This is a genomic window from Bradyrhizobium sp. BRP23 (assembly GCF_020194135.1).
GTDB lineage: Bacteria > Pseudomonadota > Alphaproteobacteria > Rhizobiales > Xanthobacteraceae > Bradyrhizobium > Bradyrhizobium yuanmingense.
This window is the reverse complement of the sequence record NZ_JADYVW010000004.1, coordinates 113,180-130,272: the sequence shown is the minus strand read 5'-3', so window position 1 is coordinate 130,272 and position 17,093 is coordinate 113,180. Positions and strand designations below refer to the sequence as shown.

Genomic DNA, 17,093 nt, shown 5'->3' with positions numbered 1-17,093 from the left:
TGCATCAGCGCGCTCGGTAAACGGAGGGGAGCAATGATTACGCGACGGAACTTCACTGTGGGCGCAGCGACGCTGCTCGCCGCCGGCCACATCTCGACCCGCGCCCGGGCGGCGGCGACAAGCTGGGACATGTCGACGGTCTGGCCCGACGGCAATTTCCACACCCAGAACGCGATGGCCTTCGCGGAGGAAGTGAAGAAGCAGAGCGGCGGTGCGGTCGCCATCACCGTGAAGGCCGGCGGCCAGCTCGGCTTCAAGGGGCCCGAGCACCTGCGGGCCGTGCGCGACGGCCTGGTGCCGCTCGCCGACGTCCTCAACATCCAGCAGGTCGGCGACGAGCCCTTCATGGGCGTCGAGAGCATCCCCTTCCTCTGCGGCTCCGTGGAGGAACTCAAGGTGCTGCACAAATATGTGCGGCCCGAATATGAGAAGATCGCCGCGCGTAACAATCAGAAGATCCTCTACATCGTGCCGTGGCCGACGCAATATCTGCATCTGAAGGCGAAGGTCGCCGACGTCGAGGGCCTCAAGAACATCAAGATCCGCGTGCCCGACAAGAACGCGGTCGAGATGCTCAATGCCATCGGTATGGCGGCGGTGATGATCCCCTGGGGCGAAACGATTCCCGCACTCGCCTCCGGCGCGGTGGCCGGCGTCTCCACCTCGTCGGTGTCCGGCGTCGACGGCAAGTTCTGGGAGTTCCTGAAATACGTCTACCCGACCAACCATGTCTGGTCGTCGCAGATGCTCACCGTCAATCTCGATGCTTGGAAGGCGCTCGGCGCCGATCAACAGAAGCTGGTCGCTGATATCGCGGCGAAGATGGAGCCCGGCTTCTGGGCCAATTCGCTCAAGGCCGATGTCGACAGCCTCAACCGCCTCAAGGAAGGCGGCATGGAGGTGGTGCCGGTCTCGGACGCCATGATGAAGGACATCCGGGCCAAGACTGCGCCGCAGTTGGATGCCTTCCTCAAGCGCGTTCCGGCAGCGGACAAGCCGGTGCGGGCCTATCTCGCCGAAATCAAGCGCGGCTGAGGACGAGGCGTGGTGAGCCTTTCGCCTGAAGCATCGCAAAGCCTCAACGCGGCGGCGCCTGCGCCGCTGCGCATCGTCCTCGACGGCATCGATCGCCTCGGCCGGCTCGATGGCTGGATCGGCGGCTTCTGTCTCCTGATGCTGACGCTGTTGATGCTGTGCGAGGTCGCAACCCGCTTCCTCTCGAACTTCCTACCGTTCTTCCCGCCGACCATCTCGATCGCGTGGGAATATTCCTCCTATCTGATGGCGGCGGCCTTCACTTTCGGCGCCGCCATGACGCTGCGCGTCGGCGGCCACATCCGCGTCGTGCTGCTCCTGAAGAACGCACCCGTGCCGGTGCAGCGCGCGCTCGAGATCCTCTCGGCGGCGGCCGGCTTCGCCTTCATGGCGTTCCTGACCATGGCCATGGCGAAATTCGCCTGGAGCGCCTTCCTGCGCGGCCAGGTCTCGACCTCGAGCGACACGCCGCTGTGGTTTCCGCAAGCGATCGTCACCTTCGGCATGTTGCTGCTGACGCTGCAGTTCCTGGCGCGTGCGATCCAGGCCGCGCTCGGCCTGCCGATGGAGGATCATCGCATGAAGGCCTCGCCCGTCGAATGATCGCCTTGCCCGCATCCGGATCCAAGATCGCATGACCATCGAAGTCGTCGCCCTTTTCGCGATCCTGTTTGTGCTGCTGGCTTGCGGCGTCTGGATCGGCCTCACGCTTGCGCTGACCGCGACGCTGCTGCTCGCGATGTTCCGTTCGGTCCCGCTCGACAAGCTGCTGCCGCAATACGCCTGGAACATCTTGACCACGCAGGAGCTGCTGGCGCTGCCGCTGTTCATCCTGATGGGTGAGCTGCTGTTTCGCACCCGCCTGTCGCGCTCGCTGTTCCAGGGCCTCGCGCCCTGGGCGGGCCTACTGCCCGGGCGCCTGCTGCATGTGAACGTGATCGGCTGCACCATCTTCGCGGCGATCTCGGGCTCGTCGGCCGCGACGACGCAGGTGATCGGCCGCATGTCGCTCAGCGAGCTCACGCGCCGAGGTTATTCCCGTGACATCGCGATCGGCTCGCTCGCCGGCGCCGGCACGCTGGGCTTCCTGATCCCGCCCTCCAACATCATGATCATCTACGGCGTGCTCGGCGACGTCTCGATCCTGAAGCTGTTCACCGCCGGCGTGCTGCCGGGCTTCCTGCTGGCCGCGACGTTCATGGCCTGGGTGATGCTGCACACCACCCTCAAACCCGCGATGGTGCCCGAGACCGAAGCCAAGCTCTCGCAGGTGCCGTGGAGCGAGCGCTTTGCAGCACTGAAGGATCTCGCGCCGGCGCTGTTCCTGATCGCATGCGTGCTCGGCTCGATGTATGGCGGGCTCGCAACGCCCTCGGAAGCTGCCGCGGTCGGCGTGCTCGGCGCGGCCCTGGTTGCCTGGGCGCAAGGCGCAATGTCGCAGCAGGTGATCCGCGACGTCTTGATCGGCTCGGTCGTCACTTGCTCGATGATCGCGCTGATCGTGCTGGGGGCTTCGATCCTCGGCAATGCCGCGGCCTTCCTCGGCATCCCGCAGGCGGTGGCCGCGTTCGTCAAGGGCCTCGGCCTGTCGCCCTTCATGCTGATCGTGGCGCTGATCGTCTTCTATCTCGTGCTCGGCTGTTTCCTCGACGGCTTCTCGATGATCGTGATGACGCTGCCGATCGTGCTGCCGATCGTGAAGGGTGCCGGCTTCGACGAGGTCTGGTTCGGCGTCTTCCTTGTGCTCGCCGTGGAGATGGCGCAGATCACGCCGCCCGTCGGCTTCAACCTGTTCGTGATCCAGGGGCTGACCGACGACGGTCTCGGCTATATCGCCCGCGTCACGATGCCGTACCTCATGATCATGATCGGATTCGTGCTGCTGCTGACGCTGTGGCCGGGCATCGTCACGATTCTGCCGAAGGTGCTTTACGGATAAGACGACTTGTTCCGGGATCGGCGGATCGAAAGCAAAAACGGTCAGCGTCGCTGCCGTTTCAAGTCGCGCTGCATCGAATTGACTTCGGCGCGCATTCCATATTTGCACGCCCTGTGATCCGTCGTACAGTGTAACGGCAAGCAGAAGTACAACAGCAACCACTCCGGTGAACGTGGCTCCTCGGCGCGATGCGCCGAGAGAGGGGACGTCTGTTGACGATTCGGTCCGATGGAGGACGATCGACGCACACTGAACTGCAAATACCCCTCGCAAGCCGCATTCACGAGACGCAATCAACAAACACAAGAGCGGGAGGAAGTGCAAATGAGGAAACAGTGGCTCAGCTCGGCCTTGGCTGTCGTTGTCGTTGCGACACTTGCAGCGACGGCGGCATTGGCTCAGTCCGTGGATACGGCCCGGATCGAGGCCGCCGGCCAGAACGATTGGCTCACCTATCACGGTTCGTACAAATCCCATCACTACAGCCCGCTTACACAGATCAATACGAGCAATGTCGGCAATCTGGGCGTGGCATGGATGCACATTCCCGGGCGATCGACGCGCGGCCTGCAGTCGATGCCGCTCGTCGCCGACGGCGTGCTGTACTATTCGGGCTCTTACAGCCGGGTCTTCGCGCTGAACGGCGCCAGCGGCGAGGTGATCTGGTCGTTCTTTCCGGAGCTGGATGAAGCGCTGATCAGCCGCCAGACCCACTCGCCCTATAACCGCGGCGTCGCTCTCGGCGAAGGCAAGGTCTTCGTCGGCACCATGGACGGTCGTGTCTTCGGGCTGGACGCCAAGACCGGAAAGGTTCTCTGGGAGACCAGGCTGATCGACTCGCAGAAGCTGACGGTCGGCTTCACCGGCGCGCCGCTCTACGCCAAGGGCAGCGTGATCATCGGCGCGCAAGGCGGCGAATGGCCGGGCCGCGGCCCGATCTTCGCGCTCGATGCCGCAACCGGAAAGAAGAAGTGGGAGTTCCTCACGGTCGCAGGCACCGAAGAGGCGATGAAGACCTGGGGCAACGAGTCCTGGCGCACCGGCGGTGGTGGCGGCTGGATGCCGGGCACCTACGATTCCGAGACCAACACTGTCCTGTGGGGCACTGCGAATCCGGCGCCGCTCTACGATTGGTCGGGTCCGGACTACAAGACCCAGGGGGCGCGTCCCGGCGATAACCTCTATACGAGCTCGGTGATCGGGCTCGACATCGATACCGGCAAGCTGAAATTCTACCATCAGGAACTGCCGCACGATGCCTGGGACTTCGACAGCTCGGTCGGCGAATTCGTGATGCTCGAGCGTGACGGCCAGAAATACGTCGTCCATCCGAACAAGGGCGGCTTCGTCTTCGTCTACGACCGCAATCTCAAAGTGAAGAACGTCTGGCGGCTGGTCGAGAACATCAACTTCGTCAAGGACATCGATCCCAAGACCGGCGCCCTGATCGGCCGTCGCGATTTCCCGGTCGGCAAGGTCACCGAACCGCCGCTGTGTCCGTTCATCGGCGGCGGCATCAGCTGGAACGCCGGCTCCTACAGCCCCAAGACCGGTCTCTATTACAAGATCGGACAGGAATGGTGCATGACGCTGGATATCCAGAAGACGACGCCGGTCACCACGCCGCAGGTCCAGCTCAACATCGGTGCCGATTTCAAGATGGTGCCTCCTCCGGGTGGCGAGATCTACGGACATCTCGACGCGCGCGATCCCATCACGGGCGCGAAGAAATGGGAGGTTCGCTATCCCGAGCCTCCGCTCGGAAGCGTGCTGTCGACCGCAGGCAACCTCGTCTTCGTGCCTGATTCGCGTGGCGTGCTGCACGCCTATGATGCCGAAACTGGCGCCGAGCTATGGAGGCACAACAACGGCACCGGCCATCAGGGCGGGATCGTCAGCTACTCCGTCGGCGGCAAGCAATATATCGCGGTGACGGCGGGCTTCGGCGGGATGCTGGCGGACGAATATGCGCCGAACTTCGGCGGCGTCTACAAGAGCATGCCGCGTGACGACGGCGCCCTGGTCGTCTTCAGCCTGAAATAGTCTGCCGCAGATGTTCTGATCATGGAGCGGGCGCAAGCCCGCTCCTCGATCGATGTCGCGGCCGCGTGGCTCAGGAATGGAGCGTAGCTGTTGAGACTGTCTTGCAAGACGATTTTGGCGGGGCTGGGCGCCTCGTTGCTGTGGGCTGCGATGGCCCAGGCCCAATCCGCCACACCCGTACCGGAGAACGCGGCGTTCGAGGTCGAGCAGGTGTTTGCGGGGACTTGCGGCTTCTGTCACTCCGACGGTGGCCGGGCCGCTGGGAAGGGGCCGCAACTGATGAATTCGCCGCGCGACGACGACTATATCCGCAGTCGCATCAAGCTCGGCAAGCAAGGAGCGATGCCGGCCTTTGACGGCGCCTTCACCGACGCCCAGATCGACCAGATGGTCAAGTACATCCGCGCCCTGAAACCGCGCGACGGCTGACTAGCATAGAGTGTGGAATGAAGACATTTGCCCCGGTCATCGTCGCTGCCGCCATCGTCCTGTCGGGGCAGGCGGCGGCGCGCCCCCTGGAGGCGATCCGCTCCAGCGGCGTGATCGGGCTCTGCGCACATCCCAATTCGCTTCCCTTCGCGCACAAGACCGGCGATCCGCCCGGCTTCCAGGTCGAACTCGGTCGGGTGCTGGCACGCGAGCTCGGTGTCTCGCTGCGGCTCGACTGGATCATCACGCAGTACCAGATGCGCAGCGCCGGCTGCGACATTCTCCTGGACGTCATCGCCGATCGCGAAGCGCAAGGCGAAACCCGTCTGAGAATCTCCAAGCCTTATTATCGCACAGGCGTCGCGCTCGCCGTGCCGTCATCCAGCACGCTCACGTCCTTCGCCAGCCTCAACGAATCGACCAAGGTGGGCGTGCAGGTTGGATCGATCGCAGCCATGATCATCGGTCAGCGGCGCGTGCCGATATCGACCTTCGGCTTCGAGAGCGACAGCCTGGAGGCCGTGTCGAACCGCGAGATCGACGCCGCCGCGGTCACGCCCACCGCCGCCAGCTATTTCAATCTGACCCACCCGGACAAACCGCTCCGGATCCTCGATCGCGACGAGAGCACGGCCGATCTGAACTGGAACGTCGGCGTCGGCATGGTCCGCCCGGACGATGCGTTGCGCGAAGCCATCGACGCAGCCGTGGAGCGGCTGCGCAGCGACGGCACGATCGACCGGATCTACCGCCGCTACGGCATCGCGCTGCAGGCGCCGAGATAGCGCGCTGCCGCGCGATTACGGAGCTCGCGTGCGGCCTCAGGCCGCGGCCTTCTTCCGAGCGAGCTCGGCCTTGTACAGCTCGAACTCCTCCGCGATCGCCTTGGCAATCGAAGGTCGCTGACGCAGCCGCTCGTGATACGCCTTCAGGTTCGGCCATTTCGCAAGCTCGATCGGCGGCGTCGCCATGGTCCAGTTGATGACCGTGACGAGATAGGCATCGGCCACGCTGAAATGGTCGAGCAGGAACTCGCGTCCCTTCAGGTAATTGTCGAGATAGTCGAGCCGCGACAGGTTCTTTTCCAGGGCATAGGCCTTGACTTCCTGCGGCGCCTTGCGGTCGAGCATGGGGATGAAGAGACCCTTGTGCAGCTCGGTGCCGATGAAGCAGAGCCATTGATGCAGCCGCGTGCGCTCGATGCCGGCGCTCGCGCCGAGGCCGGCTTGCGGGAAACGGTCCGCGACATATTGCAGGATCGCAGCGTTCTCGGTCAGCACCATGCCTTCATCGGTGCGCAGCGTCGGCACGAGGCCGATCGGATTCACGGTGCGGAAGTCGGAGCCGTCGCTCAAGACCTTCTTGGTCGGCGGATCGACTTCGAGGTAGTTCGCCTCGGCGCCTGCTTCATACAGCGCGACGCGTGTCGCCATCGAGCAGGCAAGCGGCGAGAAATAGAGATCCATCTGTAGCCTCCTTGGGCAATTCCTCTTTGGGTGTCGCTCAACCTGGCCAGATTGATTTTTGTACCATCTTGCATAATATGGGTGAGGTCAAGGAATAACTTGCGGAATGGTACAAAAATCGAAGCCGCCAGCTGCTGCCAATCAGCCCGAGCGTCGCGGCGAGTCCGAGCGTCGCGGTGGGCCTAAGCGCCGCGGCCGTCCGCGCGCCTACGAGCCCGATGTCGCGCTCGGCAAGGCGCTCGATCTGTTCCGCAAGCAGGGTTTCGCGGCCACCTCGCTCGACGATCTCAGCGCCGCCACCGGCATGAACCGGCCGAGCCTCTACGGCGCCTTCGGCGACAAGCGCGAGCTCTACATCAAGAGCTATCAGCGCTACCGCGACGAGGCGGGCGCGGCGATGGTCGCGATCTTCCGCGAGGAGATGCCGCTGCGCCAGCGGCTAGAGCGCATCTACGCAGCCGCGCTGGACATCTATCTGTCCGGCGACACCGGACCGCGCGGTTGCTTCACGGTCGTCACCGCGGCGTCCGAGGCGGTCGGCGATCCCGAGATCCGCGCCATGGTGCTGGACGGCCTCACCGGGCTCGACAAGGCCTTTGCCAGTTGCTTCCGCCGCGCCAAGGAGAAAGGCGAGCTGCCGGAGAGCGCCGATCCATTCGCGCTGGCGCAGATCGCATCGGCCACGATCCACACCATCGCCATCCGCTCGCGCGCCCGCGTACCGCGCAAGGAGCTGGAGGCGATCGTCAAGGGCGCGATCGACGTGATGATCGGCGCCAAAGGATAAGCTGGAAGCGAAGCTTCAATATCCCCGCGTTCGATCCACCACGTTCTCCAGCGCGCCGCCCGCCTCGAACCGGGCGATCTGCTCGGCGACATAGGCCGAGATCGCATCCGCGTCGGTGTCGGCGGCATTGTGCGGCGTCAACACCACCTTGGGGTGGGTCCAGAACCGGCTGTCCTTCGGCTGCGGCTCCTGCACGAAGACGTCGAGCGAGGCGGCGCCGAGCGTGCCGTCGTCGAGGCAGGCGAGAATATCGGCCTCGTTCTGCAGGCCGCCGCGGCCGGCATTGATCAGCACCGGCGCGCCGAGCGGGCTGTTGCGATTGAGCTTGGCGAAGACCTCGCGGTTGAGGATGCCGTGCGTGTCTGGTGTCAGGGGCAGCAGGCAGACCAGGATGTCGGTGTTGCGCAGGAACGCGTCCATGCCTGCAGTGCCGTGGAAGCATTCGACGCCCTCGAACGTGCGCGGGCTGCGGCTCCAGCCGGCGACGCGGAAGCCGAGCCTCCGCAGCACGTCGGCCGCATCGGCGCCGAGCGTGCCCAGCCCCATGACGCCGACCGTGATCGCGCTCGCCGGCCACTGATATCTGGGCTCCCAGCGCTTCTCGCGCTGCGATTGCCGCAGGTAAAGCTCCTGGCGGTGATGCATCAGAACGTGCAGCACGACATATTCGGTCATGCGATTGGTGAGATCGGGCACGGCGACGCGCACCAGCGGCACCTCGGGCAGGCTCTTGTCCGCCATTAGCGCGTCAACGCCGGCGCCAAGGTTGAAGATCGCCCGCAGATTGGGGAACGCACCGAGATCGCCGGGCACCGGCTTCCACACCGCCGCATAATGCACCTCCGCCGGATCGAGCCCGGCGTCCGGCAGCAGCACCACGCGGCGTCCCCCGCAGACCGCGTCGAAGCGGGCCTTCCAGCGCTCCGGCAGCCAGTTCTGCTGCGTGCTGTTGATCAGGACGGCCAGTGTGCCCATGGTCATTCGAAGTGCCTCTTCAGGTTCCGCGCAAGAAGGCCCTCCTTGGCACGATCTGCCGGATTTTTCTTGCAAATTTTTTCCGCAGCGCTGTCGGGGCGGGGCATATTGGCGCGTCTTCAGAACAGACGAGGGAAGTGCTGCCCATGCTTTACGCCATTCTTTGCTATCACGATGAGGATTTCGTCGGCTCCTGGAGCAAGGAACAGGACGAGGCCGTGATGAAGAAGCTCACCGTGGTGCAGGAGAAGCTCACCAGGCAGGGTCGACTCGGGCCGGTGGCGCGGCTGTTGCCGACGACCGCGGCGGCGACGCTGCGCAAGGAGGATCCGCCGCTGGTGCTCGACGGTCCCTATGCCGAGACCAAGGAGCAGCTCCTCGGCTTCTACATCGTCGACTGCAAGAATCTCGACGACGCGCTCGACGTCGCACGCGAGCTGGGTGCCGCCAATCCCGGCGGCGCCTATGAGGTGCGTCCCGTCGGCGTGTTCCGGCCCGGAGGAAACCTGACGTGAGCGAGGCCGATACCGCCTGGATCGAGACTGCGCTGACTTCGGCGCGACCCCAGGCGGTCGGCGCGCTGCTGCGCTATTTCCGCGATCTCGACACCGCCGAGGAGGCGTTTCAGAACGCCTGCCTGCGCGCGCTCAAGACCTGGCCGCAGAATGGGCCGCCGCGCGATCCCGCGGCCTGGCTGATCATGGTCGGCCGCAACGTTGCGATCGACGAAGTGCGACGCGCGCGCAGGCAGCAGCCGCTGCCTGAGGACGACCAGGCGATCTCCGATCTCGACGACGCCGAAGGCGAACTGGCCGAGCGGCTCGACGGCTCGCACTATCGCGACGACATCTTGCGGCTGATGTTCATCTGCTGCCATCCAGGACTGCCGGCGACGCAGCAGATCGCGCTGGCGCTGCGCATCGTCTCGGGCCTCACGGTGAAGCAGATCGCCCGCGCGTTCCTGGTCTCGGAAGCGGCGATGGAGCAGCGCATCACGCGCGCCAAGGCAAAGGTGGCCGAGGCCGGGACGCCGTTCGAGGCGCCGGGCGCGGTCGAGCGCTCTGAACGGCTCGCCGGCGTCGCGGCGATGATCTACCTGATCTTCAATGAAGGCTATTCGGCGAGCGGTGACACCGCGGAGATCAGGAAGCCGCTGTGCGAGGAGGCGATCCGGCTGGCGCGGCTGCTGCTGCGGCTGTTTCCGAGCGAGCCGGAGATCATGGGCCTGACCGCGCTGATCCTGTTGCAGCACGCGCGCAGCGCGGCGCGCTTTGCCGCGGACGGGTCGCTGATCCTGCTGGACGATCAGGATCGTTCGTTGTGGAACGGCACCATGATCGCGGAGGGCCTCGCGCTGATCGACAAGGCGATGCGCCACCGCCGCAGCGGGCCCTACCAGATCCAGGCCGCGATCGCCGCCCTGCATGCGCGCGCGGCGACGCCGGAGGAGACCGACTGGACGGAGATCGACCTGCTCTACGGCGCGCTCGAAGTGGTGCAGCCCTCGCCGGTGGTGACGCTCAACCGGGCGGTCGCGGTCTCCAAGGTGCGTGGGCCGCAGGCCGCGCTCGAGCTGATCGAGCCGCTGGCGCCGAAGCTCGCCAATTATTTCCATTTCTACGGCGTGCGCGGCGCCTTCCTGATGCAGCTCGGCCGCAACGACGAAGCCCGAATCGCCTTCGACCGCGCCATCGCGCTCGCCAACACCTCGGCCGAAGCCGCCCACATCCGCATGCATCTCGATCGCCTGATCCGGGACAGCCAGCCGAAGGCAAAGGAAAGCGCCAAGGCGAAGTAGGCCCGTCTGTTTCCACGCCAGGACGTGGGGTGCGCAGTGCGCCAAAGAATTTCTGTCCCATTGTCGGGCCGGGGCCTCCCCCGTTCGTCCTAGGCTCCGTATCCACGGAGAGCCATCCATGCTGAAAGCCATTGCCGTCATCGCCATCGTTCTCGCCGCCGGCCTTGCCGCGGTCCTCGTCTTCGCCCTGACGAAACCCGACACGTTCCGTGTGGAACGCTCGCTCGCCGTCAGGGCACCGGCCGCTGTGATCTATCCGCTGGTTGCCGATTTCCATCGCTGGACCGCCTGGTCGCCGTATGAGACCCGCGATCCCGCCATGAAGCGGACGTTCGGCGGAACCGCGGCAGGGAAGGGTGCGACCTATGCCTGGGAGGGCGACAACAAGGTCGGCGCCGGCCATATGGAGATCCTGGAGGCGACCGGGCCCACCAAGCTCCGGATCAAGCTTGATTTCGAGCGGCCGTTCGAAGGCCACAACACCGCCGAGTTCACCTTTGTGCCGCAAGGCGATGCCACACTCGTCACATGGGCGATGTACGGTCCGGCCCCGTTCATGTCCAAGCTGATGCAGGTGTTCTTCAACATGGACAGCATGATCGGCAAGGATTTCGAGACCGGCCTCGCCGGCCTGAAGAAGCTCACCGAGAAGCAATAAGCCTCACTGCAAACGAAGAGGAGAGAAACGATGCTCAATCCCTATCTGTTCTACCAGGACAATTGCGAAGCAGCGTTCAACTATTACGCCAAGGTTCTCGGCGGCAAGATCGACGCGATGATGCGCGCATCGGATGCTCCGCCGGAGGTGCCGGCTACGCCCGGCCGCGAGAAGATGATCATGCATGCGCGGATGTCACTGCCGGACGGCACGGTATTGATGGCCTCCGACTCGCCGGCCGAGCATTTCCAGAAGCCGCAGGGCTTTGCAATCTCGATTACAGTCAAGGACCCCGTGGATGGTGAGCGCAAGTTCAACGCGCTTGCCGACGGCGGCAGCGTCACCATGCCCTTCAGCAAGACGTTCTGGGCCAAGGGCTTCGGGATGTGCATCGACAAGTTCGGCATTCCCTGGATGGTGAACTGCCCGGCCGAGGGCATGTGATAGGAGCATGATCCGGAAAAGTGTGAAGCGGTTTTCCGAAAAGATCATGCTCAAACAACAACCTAAAGCGCGATGACGATTTATCCTATCGCATCGCGCTTTGGGCGCGACCGTCGCGTTGCGATGCCTCTCTCCAATGCTGCGGGAGAGGGGACGTACGTTTCGTTACGTTAGGCGCCGATCAGCCGTTGTCCTTTCACCGGATTGATCCGGTGACGTCCTCGGGCGGCGGCGACGATTCCACGCAGCGAGGACAGATCACGAGCTTGGCGCCCAGCTTCCTGTCGTTCTCCGCCTGTATCTCGTCCTGGACCGCCCACCACGCCTCGGAATAGGCGCGCAATGTGCCGAGCACTTTTTCGCGCTCCTGATTGGGATCACTTGCAGCCGGCGCGCCGGTCGTGACGCGCCGCTTGGCCACATGCGGACGGTTCGGATCCTTGCCGAGGCCATCCCATGCAATGGCGCGGCGTTCCTGCGCTGGCGCCTCTGCGCATCCGATCAGCGCTGTGCAAAAAGTGAGCACGATCAAGCCGTGTCGAATCATGCCGGGCTTTTGCCTCCACAATCGGCGCGCAGAATCTGCGTGAGACACGCGCATCGTCGGTTCAATGGAACTCAAGGCAAAACAAACTTGCCGGCATGGCCGAATATGAGTCGTGCTTTCGCATCACTTTGCGGACGCAGTGAGGCCGCTTCGTGAAGCGAGCTGCATCGCACAACAATTGGCGCAAGATTGGGCTGTGCTCTGCACGTCAGAATCGTTATTGGTGAGTCATAAAAGCTACAAACTGGGATGGACGTCACTTGCAAGGGGAGCGACCGATGGCGGCGGCGCTACAGATCAACTTTGCTCTTTGGGGAATGCTCATTTGCGCCAGCGCGAAGCTGGCGCCAGTGATCCAGACGCTGTTTTGAAAGCGGTGGCGGCTGCCGGCTGTATCAGCGGCAACGCGGATAGATCGCGGCGAGATCGCGCCCCTTCAACAGCAGCAACCGCGAGGTCAGACCGCCACGTCGGCTGATCCAGTCGCGCACCGGACCGGGATAGGCGGCAAGCACCGCGACCGATGCTTCCGGCTCGGCATAGAAGCGGCCGCGCCGGTCAACCGAGCGTGCGGCATGGAAGCCGAGCACGGCGCGCTTGGTGACGCAGATGCGCTCGCCCGGCACGATGCTCAGCACCAGCGTGCAGGCGGACAGGCAGGGGCCGTCGATCACCACGCGCTCGCCACTGTCGCGGACCTTTTCGAACAGATCGAGGAACGGCCCGACCTGTCCGCCCGGGGACTGGATGATGCGGATCTCGGCCGCCGCAGGCGCGGCGGCGAGCAGCGCGGATGCAAGCATCAGAGCTTTGAGGAAGGTGATGCGTTGCATGAACTCTCCACCAACTCGCTTTCGTAGGGTGGGCAAAGCGTAGCGTGCCCACCATCCGCACCGCAAATTTGGGATCGGCGCGTTGCGCCTTTGCCCACCCTACAAATCCTGCGCCTACCCGTTGCGCCTTTGCCCGCGCAGCGTCGGCAGGCCGATGCCCGCCGCATCGAAGCCGCCGTCCACGGCCAAAATTTGGCCGGTGATGTAGCTCGCGCGGCCCGAGCACAGGAAATAGATCGCTTCCGCGAGTTCCTCTTCCAGGCCGTAGCGGTTGAGCGGAATGGCGTCGTGATAGTCGGCGCGGATCTCCTTGGTGTGCACCTGCTTCGCCATCGCGGTGTCGACCGGCCCCGGTGCGACCGCGTTGACGCGGATGTTGAGGGAGGCGAGCTCGACCGCGAGCTGCTTGGTAAGGTGTGCAAGGCCTGCTTTGCTGGTGCCGTAGGCCGAGCGCAGTGTCGAAGCGCGCACGGCTGAGATCGAGGTGATGTTGACGATGGCGCCGCCACCACCGTCGCGCATCAGGGGCACCGCGGCCTTAGTGCAGAGGAACGGTCCGGTGAGGTTGACCTCGAGCACGCGGCGCCAGTCGGCATCCGACGTCTCCATCAGCGGCGCGAACACCGCGATGCCGGCATTGTTGACCAGCGCGTCCAGCCGGCCGAACCGCCGCTCGATCTTCGTCATTGCGGTGCTGACTGCGGCCGCGTCGGCGACATCGCAGGTCAGCGCCAGCGTCGCCTCGCTCTGGCCGATGTCCGCGACCGCGCGGCCGAGCAGTTCGTGCTCGATGTCGAGCAGGGCCACGCGCCAGCCCTCGGCCAGGAATTTCTTCGCGGTCGCAAGCCCGATGCCGCGGGCGGCACCGGTGACGAGGGCGACTTTTTGCGGGGCTTGCGGCATTGCCTGATCTGTCCTGTGTCCGGGAGCAGCGCGCGAAGCGCCGGTTCCTTTTACTGCGCTTTCGTTCCGGCATGAAAGGCCTCGCCGAGCCGATCGAGCCCGATGCGGCCCAGAATGCGCCAGCCGCGGCTGCGCTGCGGCCTCGAATAATTTCTGTCCCGCTGTCGGCCCGGCAGAAGGCCGTTCGTCTTGGAGGGGACGCGGGCCCGGCCGTTTCCGCCCGCAGGACATATCGGAATGACTGAGAGCAGCAAGGAACTCCCATGCGATTCATGATGCTGATGATCCCGCTCGGCTACGAGAACGCGCCGCCGGAGCTGCAGCTCGATCCCGAGCGCGTCGCCGCGATGATGCGCTACAACGAGGCGCTGAAGGACGCAGGCGTGCTGATCACGCTCGATGGGCTGCACCCGCCGTCGACCGGGGCACGCGTCTCGTTTGCGACCGGCCAGCCCATCGTCACCGACGGGCCCTTCGCGGAAGCCAAGGAAGTCCTGGGCGGCTATTGGATGATCGAGGTCGCCTCGCGCGCCGAGGCGATCGCCTGGGCCAAGAAATGTCCCGCTTCAGCCAACGAGATCATCGAGGTCCGCCAGGTGCAGGAGATGGCCGACTACTCGCCCGAAGTGCAGGAGATCGTCGCCGGGTTCGGCGACCTGAAGACGTAGACGAGACGGCGGCTGCGCGATTCCCAATCAATCTGAAGGAGAAAACCCATGAGCACCGAACACAAATTTCTCGCCGTCTATCTCGGCAGCACGAGCGGATCGAAAATGGCGGCGTGGCGCGCGCTGCCCGAGGCCGAGCGGAAGGCGAAGGAGCAGGAGGGCATGGCCGCCTGGCACGGCTGGGTCGAGAAGCACAAATCCGTGATCGTCGAGATGGGCGGCCCGCTCGGCAAGACCCGCAGGATCGACGGGAGCGGAATCACCGAGGTCAGCAACGCGCTGACCGGTTTCACGGTGGTGCGTGCCGCCTCGCAGGAGGACGCTGCAAAGCTGTTCGAGAACCATCCGCATTTTGCGATCTTCCCGGGCGAGGCAATCGAGGTCATGCCCGTGCTGCCGATTCCGGAGATGTAGCCCCGGTCACCCGTCATTCCGGGTTCGATGCTCCGTATCGCCCCGGAATGACGTGAAAATACGGGTTAACCAGTCCGGCCGCCGCTAGTGACCTTCACGCCCGGCTCATGTAAAGCTCGTTCACATGAGCTGGCGCAAGGAGCAGCGCCGCGCCGAGCGCGGCTATCACCACGGCAATCTGAAGGAAGCCCTGTTGCAGGCGGCCCTCGGGCTGATCGCCGAGAAGGGGGCGGCCGGCTTCACCTTCGCCGATGCCGCGCGCATGGCCGGAGTCAGTGCGGCGGCGCCCTACCGGCATTTCCGCGACCGTGACGAGCTGCTGTCCTCGATCGCCCAGCGCGGTTTCGAGCAGTTCGAGGCGCGCCTGTCGGCGGCGTGGGACGACGGGCGGCCCGACACCGTCACCGCCTTCGAGCGCGTCGGCAAGGCCTATCTCGCCTTTGCCCGCGCGGAGCCGGCCTTCTACAACGCGATGTTCGAATCGGGCGTGCCGGTCGATGCCAATCCCGCACTTCAGGCGGCCAGCGAACGCGCCTTCAACATCATTCGAGCCGCAGCCGAGCGGCTCGCCGCACTGACGCCGCCCGGCACACCCCGCCCGCCGGCGATGATGATGGCGCTGCACATCTGGTCGATGTCGCATGGCGTGGCCTCGCTGTTTTCCCGCGGCGATGCTGCGCGACGCAAGCTGCCGATGTCGCCGGACGAGCTGCTGGAGGCCGAGGTGCTGATCTATCTGCGCGGCCTCGGTTTCCCGATCGACCGCCGTCCTCCGGCCAGGGGCGCCGAGCCGCCGCCGGTGCCGCCGGAGGCTCCCTCCGGTTCGAGCCTGCCGCCCGGCAGCCCCTGGGGCAAGCCGAAATAAGATTGCGATAATAATCACGCGGCCGTGTCTTGCTGCCAGCTTGACAAAATCGCGGGATGGTCTAGCTATGTAAATGTTATTTACATTCACAACGGCGCTGGTGCCGTGATGGAGAAGGGAAATGGCCTACACCGCTGATGTCAATCGCTGGCGCGGCCCGTCGAACCAACAGCAATATTACGAGCGCCCCCGCATGCTGGACACGCCCTGGCATCCCGGCTGGATCGCCGTGACCATTGTCGGCTTCATCATCTGGTGGCCGATCGGACTTGCCCTTCTCTTTTTCACACTCGGGAGCAGAAGAATGTCGTGCTGGAGCAATCAGGATCGCTGGCAGAACAAGATGGAAAAGATGCAGTACAAGATGGATCGCATGCGCGACCGCATGGAGCGCCGGGGCTTTGGCTTTGGCTTCGGCCCGCCGTCCTCCGGCAACCGCGCCTTCGACGAGTATCGCAGTGAGACGCTGCGCCGGCTCGAGGAAGAGCAGGTCGAGTTCAAGAACTTCCTCGACCGCCTGCGTCACGCCAAGGACAAGGAAGAGTTCGACCAGTTCATGGCGCAGCACAAGACGCGTCCGACCCCGCCGCCGACCGATCAGCAGCAGGGCTGATCCGAAGAATTGCACCCCTCAAAGCCTTCAGGCGCATGCCCCCAAAGTCCTGATGGCCCCGAGCCGCCCGTCTGCGCAACCCGCAGGCGGGCGGTTTGGCTTATGTCACACTTCGATGGTCGTCCTGGCGATGCGAAGCGCCTGCGAGGGCTTTGCGAGGCCCATCACGCAGATGTGCAGGATCGATAGAACCCGGACCGCGCGAGCACCGACCAAGCCTTGACTGCGCCTCCGCGGCGCCGACGGGCACGATCATGACCAATATTGAACGCAAACACATCAGCCAGCGCCTCGCATTGTTCGAGCGCGCGGCCGTGTTGTTCGAGCGCTTCGGCCCGGTCGTCCCGGTGGCGATCGCGTTCCTCAATGGATGGCCCACGGAAGTTCAGCTCTACCCGGAGTGGCAGCTCGGTGAGTCCTGGCGGTTGTTTCTTAGCGCCTATCTATATTGGGGCGCATCGTACGCACTCAGCCGCGCGGTGTCGTTCGCGAAGGGAAGTATCGTCCCATGATCCTGCTCCGCGATTTCGCGCTTTTCGTCCTGCCCGTGCTGATCGCCGCAGGCGGCTGGTTCTATGCGCTCAGCCTCCGCAAGCAGGCTGACCCCGGCCGCGCCCGCGATGGACGCGCCCCGGCAACATGACCGCTGCCGGCCGGTGTCGCATGGCGTGGAGTT

Annotated in this window: 22 protein-coding genes; 17 read left to right on the top strand and 5 right to left on the bottom strand. The window is 64.6% G+C overall.

Annotated elements, in window-relative coordinates:
- The first annotated feature begins 33 nt into the window (after positions 1 to 33).
- From I6F24_RS12120 to I6F24_RS12095, 6 genes are all read left to right on the top strand, one after another.
- Positions 34 to 1,035: a TRAP transporter substrate-binding protein gene (locus I6F24_RS12120; protein ID WP_225149248.1), complete on the top strand. Its 1,002-nt coding sequence runs from the start codon at positions 34 to 36 to the stop codon at positions 1,033 to 1,035.
- Between the two features lie 9 nt (positions 1,036 to 1,044).
- Positions 1,045 to 1,638, top strand: coding sequence for a TRAP transporter small permease (locus tag I6F24_RS12115; RefSeq protein WP_225149247.1), 594 nt, complete (start codon positions 1,045 to 1,047; stop codon positions 1,636 to 1,638).
- Between the two features lie 31 nt (positions 1,639 to 1,669).
- On the top strand, positions 1,670 to 2,974 hold the full coding sequence (locus I6F24_RS12110; protein ID WP_225149246.1) for a TRAP transporter large permease subunit: 1,305 nt from the start codon (positions 1,670 to 1,672) through the stop codon (positions 2,972 to 2,974).
- Positions 2,975 to 3,298: 324 nt separating this feature from the next.
- Positions 3,299 to 5,017: a PQQ-binding-like beta-propeller repeat protein gene (locus I6F24_RS12105; RefSeq protein WP_035998486.1), complete on the top strand. Its 1,719-nt coding sequence runs from the start codon at positions 3,299 to 3,301 to the stop codon at positions 5,015 to 5,017.
- A 150-nt stretch (positions 5,018 to 5,167) separates the two neighbouring features.
- Positions 5,168 to 5,446, top strand: coding sequence for a cytochrome c (locus tag I6F24_RS12100; protein ID WP_082641419.1), 279 nt, complete (start codon positions 5,168 to 5,170; stop codon positions 5,444 to 5,446).
- Between the two features lie 17 nt (positions 5,447 to 5,463).
- The gene (locus I6F24_RS12095) at positions 5,464 to 6,231 is read left to right on the top strand and encodes a transporter substrate-binding domain-containing protein (protein WP_035998489.1); all 768 of its coding nucleotides are present in this window, start codon (positions 5,464 to 5,466) and stop codon (positions 6,229 to 6,231) included.
- Positions 6,232 to 6,267: 36 nt separating this feature from the next.
- On the opposite strand, the gene I6F24_RS12090 is transcribed toward I6F24_RS12095, so the two are convergent.
- Entirely contained in the window at positions 6,268 to 6,912 is a 645-nt protein-coding gene (locus I6F24_RS12090; protein WP_036021833.1) for a glutathione binding-like protein, read from the bottom strand.
- Positions 6,913 to 7,018: 106 nt separating this feature from the next.
- On the opposite strand from I6F24_RS12090, the gene I6F24_RS12085 reads away from it, so the two are divergent.
- Positions 7,019 to 7,699, top strand: a complete 681-nt coding sequence (locus I6F24_RS12085) for a TetR/AcrR family transcriptional regulator (protein ID WP_225149244.1) — start codon at positions 7,019 to 7,021, stop codon at positions 7,697 to 7,699.
- A 15-nt stretch (positions 7,700 to 7,714) separates the two neighbouring features.
- Here I6F24_RS12085 and I6F24_RS12080 read toward each other — a convergent pair whose 3' ends face one another.
- Entirely contained in the window at positions 7,715 to 8,680 is a 966-nt protein-coding gene (locus I6F24_RS12080; RefSeq protein ID WP_225149243.1) for a glyoxylate/hydroxypyruvate reductase A, read from the bottom strand.
- 140 nt (positions 8,681 to 8,820) lie between these two features.
- Here I6F24_RS12080 and I6F24_RS12075 point away from each other — a divergent pair, with 140 nt between their 5' ends.
- From I6F24_RS12075 to I6F24_RS12060, 4 genes are all read left to right on the top strand, one after another.
- On the top strand, positions 8,821 to 9,189 hold the full coding sequence (locus I6F24_RS12075; RefSeq protein WP_035998498.1) for a YciI family protein: 369 nt from the start codon (positions 8,821 to 8,823) through the stop codon (positions 9,187 to 9,189).
- Complete coding sequence (locus tag I6F24_RS12070; protein WP_035998501.1) at positions 9,186 to 10,472, top strand: RNA polymerase sigma factor; 1,287 nt, start codon at positions 9,186 to 9,188, stop codon at positions 10,470 to 10,472. The genes I6F24_RS12075 and I6F24_RS12070 overlap by 4 nt, the downstream gene beginning before the upstream one ends.
- Positions 10,473 to 10,590: 118 nt before the next feature.
- Positions 10,591 to 11,130, top strand: a complete 540-nt coding sequence (gene kdpF, locus I6F24_RS12065) for a K(+)-transporting ATPase subunit F (RefSeq protein WP_036021837.1) — start codon at positions 10,591 to 10,593, stop codon at positions 11,128 to 11,130.
- 30 nt (positions 11,131 to 11,160) lie between these two features.
- A complete protein-coding gene (locus I6F24_RS12060) occupies positions 11,161 to 11,574 on the top strand; it encodes a VOC family protein (RefSeq protein WP_036021839.1) in 414 nt (137 codons plus the stop codon).
- 196 nt (positions 11,575 to 11,770) lie between these two features.
- Here the strand turns inward: I6F24_RS12060 and I6F24_RS12055 are convergent, their stop codons facing one another.
- From I6F24_RS12055 to I6F24_RS12045, 3 genes are all read right to left on the bottom strand, one after another.
- The gene (locus I6F24_RS12055) at positions 11,771 to 12,121 is read right to left on the bottom strand and encodes a hypothetical protein (RefSeq protein ID WP_036021841.1); all 351 of its coding nucleotides are present in this window, start codon (positions 12,119 to 12,121) and stop codon (positions 11,771 to 11,773) included.
- A 395-nt stretch (positions 12,122 to 12,516) separates the two neighbouring features.
- Positions 12,517 to 12,954, bottom strand: coding sequence for a hypothetical protein (locus I6F24_RS12050; RefSeq protein ID WP_035998510.1), 438 nt, complete (start codon positions 12,952 to 12,954; stop codon positions 12,517 to 12,519).
- A 114-nt stretch (positions 12,955 to 13,068) separates the two neighbouring features.
- Positions 13,069 to 13,857, bottom strand: a complete 789-nt coding sequence (locus I6F24_RS12045) for an SDR family oxidoreductase (RefSeq protein ID WP_225149242.1) — start codon at positions 13,855 to 13,857, stop codon at positions 13,069 to 13,071.
- 263 nt (positions 13,858 to 14,120) lie between these two features.
- On the opposite strand from I6F24_RS12045, the gene I6F24_RS12040 reads away from it, so the two are divergent.
- The 6 genes from I6F24_RS12040 (at position 14,121) to I6F24_RS37590 (ending at position 17,060) form a co-directional block, all read left to right on the top strand.
- Positions 14,121 to 14,525 carry a YciI family protein gene (locus I6F24_RS12040; RefSeq protein ID WP_035998515.1) on the top strand — a complete coding sequence of 135 codons (405 nt, stop codon included), beginning with the start codon at positions 14,121 to 14,123 and terminating at the stop codon, positions 14,523 to 14,525.
- A gap of 48 nt (positions 14,526 to 14,573) precedes the next feature.
- Complete coding sequence (locus I6F24_RS12035) at positions 14,574 to 14,939, top strand: YciI family protein (RefSeq protein WP_036021849.1); 366 nt, start codon at positions 14,574 to 14,576, stop codon at positions 14,937 to 14,939.
- 124 nt (positions 14,940 to 15,063) lie between these two features.
- A complete protein-coding gene (locus I6F24_RS12030; RefSeq protein ID WP_225149241.1) occupies positions 15,064 to 15,804 on the top strand; it encodes a TetR/AcrR family transcriptional regulator in 741 nt (246 codons plus the stop codon).
- Positions 15,805 to 15,925: 121 nt separating this feature from the next.
- Positions 15,926 to 16,417, top strand: a complete 492-nt coding sequence (locus tag I6F24_RS12025) for a DUF2852 domain-containing protein (RefSeq protein WP_225149240.1) — start codon at positions 15,926 to 15,928, stop codon at positions 16,415 to 16,417.
- A gap of 254 nt (positions 16,418 to 16,671) precedes the next feature.
- Positions 16,672 to 16,929, top strand: coding sequence for a hypothetical protein (locus I6F24_RS12020; RefSeq protein WP_225149239.1), 258 nt, complete (start codon positions 16,672 to 16,674; stop codon positions 16,927 to 16,929).
- Positions 16,926 to 17,060, top strand: coding sequence for a hypothetical protein (locus I6F24_RS37590; RefSeq protein WP_276326279.1), 135 nt, complete (start codon positions 16,926 to 16,928; stop codon positions 17,058 to 17,060). The genes I6F24_RS12020 and I6F24_RS37590 overlap by 4 nt, the downstream gene beginning before the upstream one ends.
- The last annotated feature ends 33 nt before the right edge of the window (positions 17,061 to 17,093 follow it).

Excerpts from the sequence above, each read along its gene's own strand:
- I6F24_RS12040 (WP_035998515.1), top strand. The coding sequence starts at position 14,121 with ATGCGATTCATGATGCTGATGATCCCGCTCGGCTACGAGAACGCGCCG.
- I6F24_RS12095 (WP_035998489.1), top strand. The coding sequence starts at position 5,464 with ATGAAGACATTTGCCCCGGTCATCGTCGCTGCCGCCATCGTCCTGTCG.
- I6F24_RS12060 (WP_036021839.1), top strand. The coding sequence starts at position 11,161 with ATGCTCAATCCCTATCTGTTCTACCAGGACAATTGCGAAGCAGCGTTC.
- I6F24_RS12035 (WP_036021849.1), top strand. The coding sequence starts at position 14,574 with ATGAGCACCGAACACAAATTTCTCGCCGTCTATCTCGGCAGCACGAGC.
- I6F24_RS12080 (WP_225149243.1), bottom strand. The coding sequence starts at position 8,680 with ATGACCATGGGCACACTGGCCGTCCTGATCAACAGCACGCAGCAGAAC.
- I6F24_RS12090 (WP_036021833.1), bottom strand. The coding sequence starts at position 6,912 with ATGGATCTCTATTTCTCGCCGCTTGCCTGCTCGATGGCGACACGCGTC.
- I6F24_RS12025 (WP_225149240.1), top strand. The coding sequence starts at position 15,926 with ATGGCCTACACCGCTGATGTCAATCGCTGGCGCGGCCCGTCGAACCAA.
- I6F24_RS12100 (WP_082641419.1), top strand. The coding sequence starts at position 5,168 with ATGGCCCAGGCCCAATCCGCCACACCCGTACCGGAGAACGCGGCGTTC.
- I6F24_RS12085 (WP_225149244.1), top strand. The coding sequence starts at position 7,019 with ATGGTACAAAAATCGAAGCCGCCAGCTGCTGCCAATCAGCCCGAGCGT.
- I6F24_RS12045 (WP_225149242.1), bottom strand. The coding sequence starts at position 13,857 with ATGCCGCAAGCCCCGCAAAAAGTCGCCCTCGTCACCGGTGCCGCCCGC.
- I6F24_RS37590 (WP_276326279.1), top strand. The coding sequence starts at position 16,926 with ATGATCCTGCTCCGCGATTTCGCGCTTTTCGTCCTGCCCGTGCTGATC.
- kdpF (WP_036021837.1), top strand. The coding sequence starts at position 10,591 with ATGCTGAAAGCCATTGCCGTCATCGCCATCGTTCTCGCCGCCGGCCTT.
- I6F24_RS12075 (WP_035998498.1), top strand. The coding sequence starts at position 8,821 with ATGCTTTACGCCATTCTTTGCTATCACGATGAGGATTTCGTCGGCTCC.
- I6F24_RS12050 (WP_035998510.1), bottom strand. The coding sequence starts at position 12,954 with ATGCAACGCATCACCTTCCTCAAAGCTCTGATGCTTGCATCCGCGCTG.
- I6F24_RS12110 (WP_225149246.1), top strand. The coding sequence starts at position 1,670 with ATGACCATCGAAGTCGTCGCCCTTTTCGCGATCCTGTTTGTGCTGCTG.
- I6F24_RS12055 (WP_036021841.1), bottom strand. The coding sequence starts at position 12,121 with ATGATTCGACACGGCTTGATCGTGCTCACTTTTTGCACAGCGCTGATC.
- I6F24_RS12105 (WP_035998486.1), top strand. The coding sequence starts at position 3,299 with ATGAGGAAACAGTGGCTCAGCTCGGCCTTGGCTGTCGTTGTCGTTGCG.
- I6F24_RS12120 (WP_225149248.1), top strand. The coding sequence starts at position 34 with ATGATTACGCGACGGAACTTCACTGTGGGCGCAGCGACGCTGCTCGCC.
- I6F24_RS12030 (WP_225149241.1), top strand. The coding sequence starts at position 15,064 with ATGAGCTGGCGCAAGGAGCAGCGCCGCGCCGAGCGCGGCTATCACCAC.
- I6F24_RS12020 (WP_225149239.1), top strand. The coding sequence starts at position 16,672 with ATGACCAATATTGAACGCAAACACATCAGCCAGCGCCTCGCATTGTTC.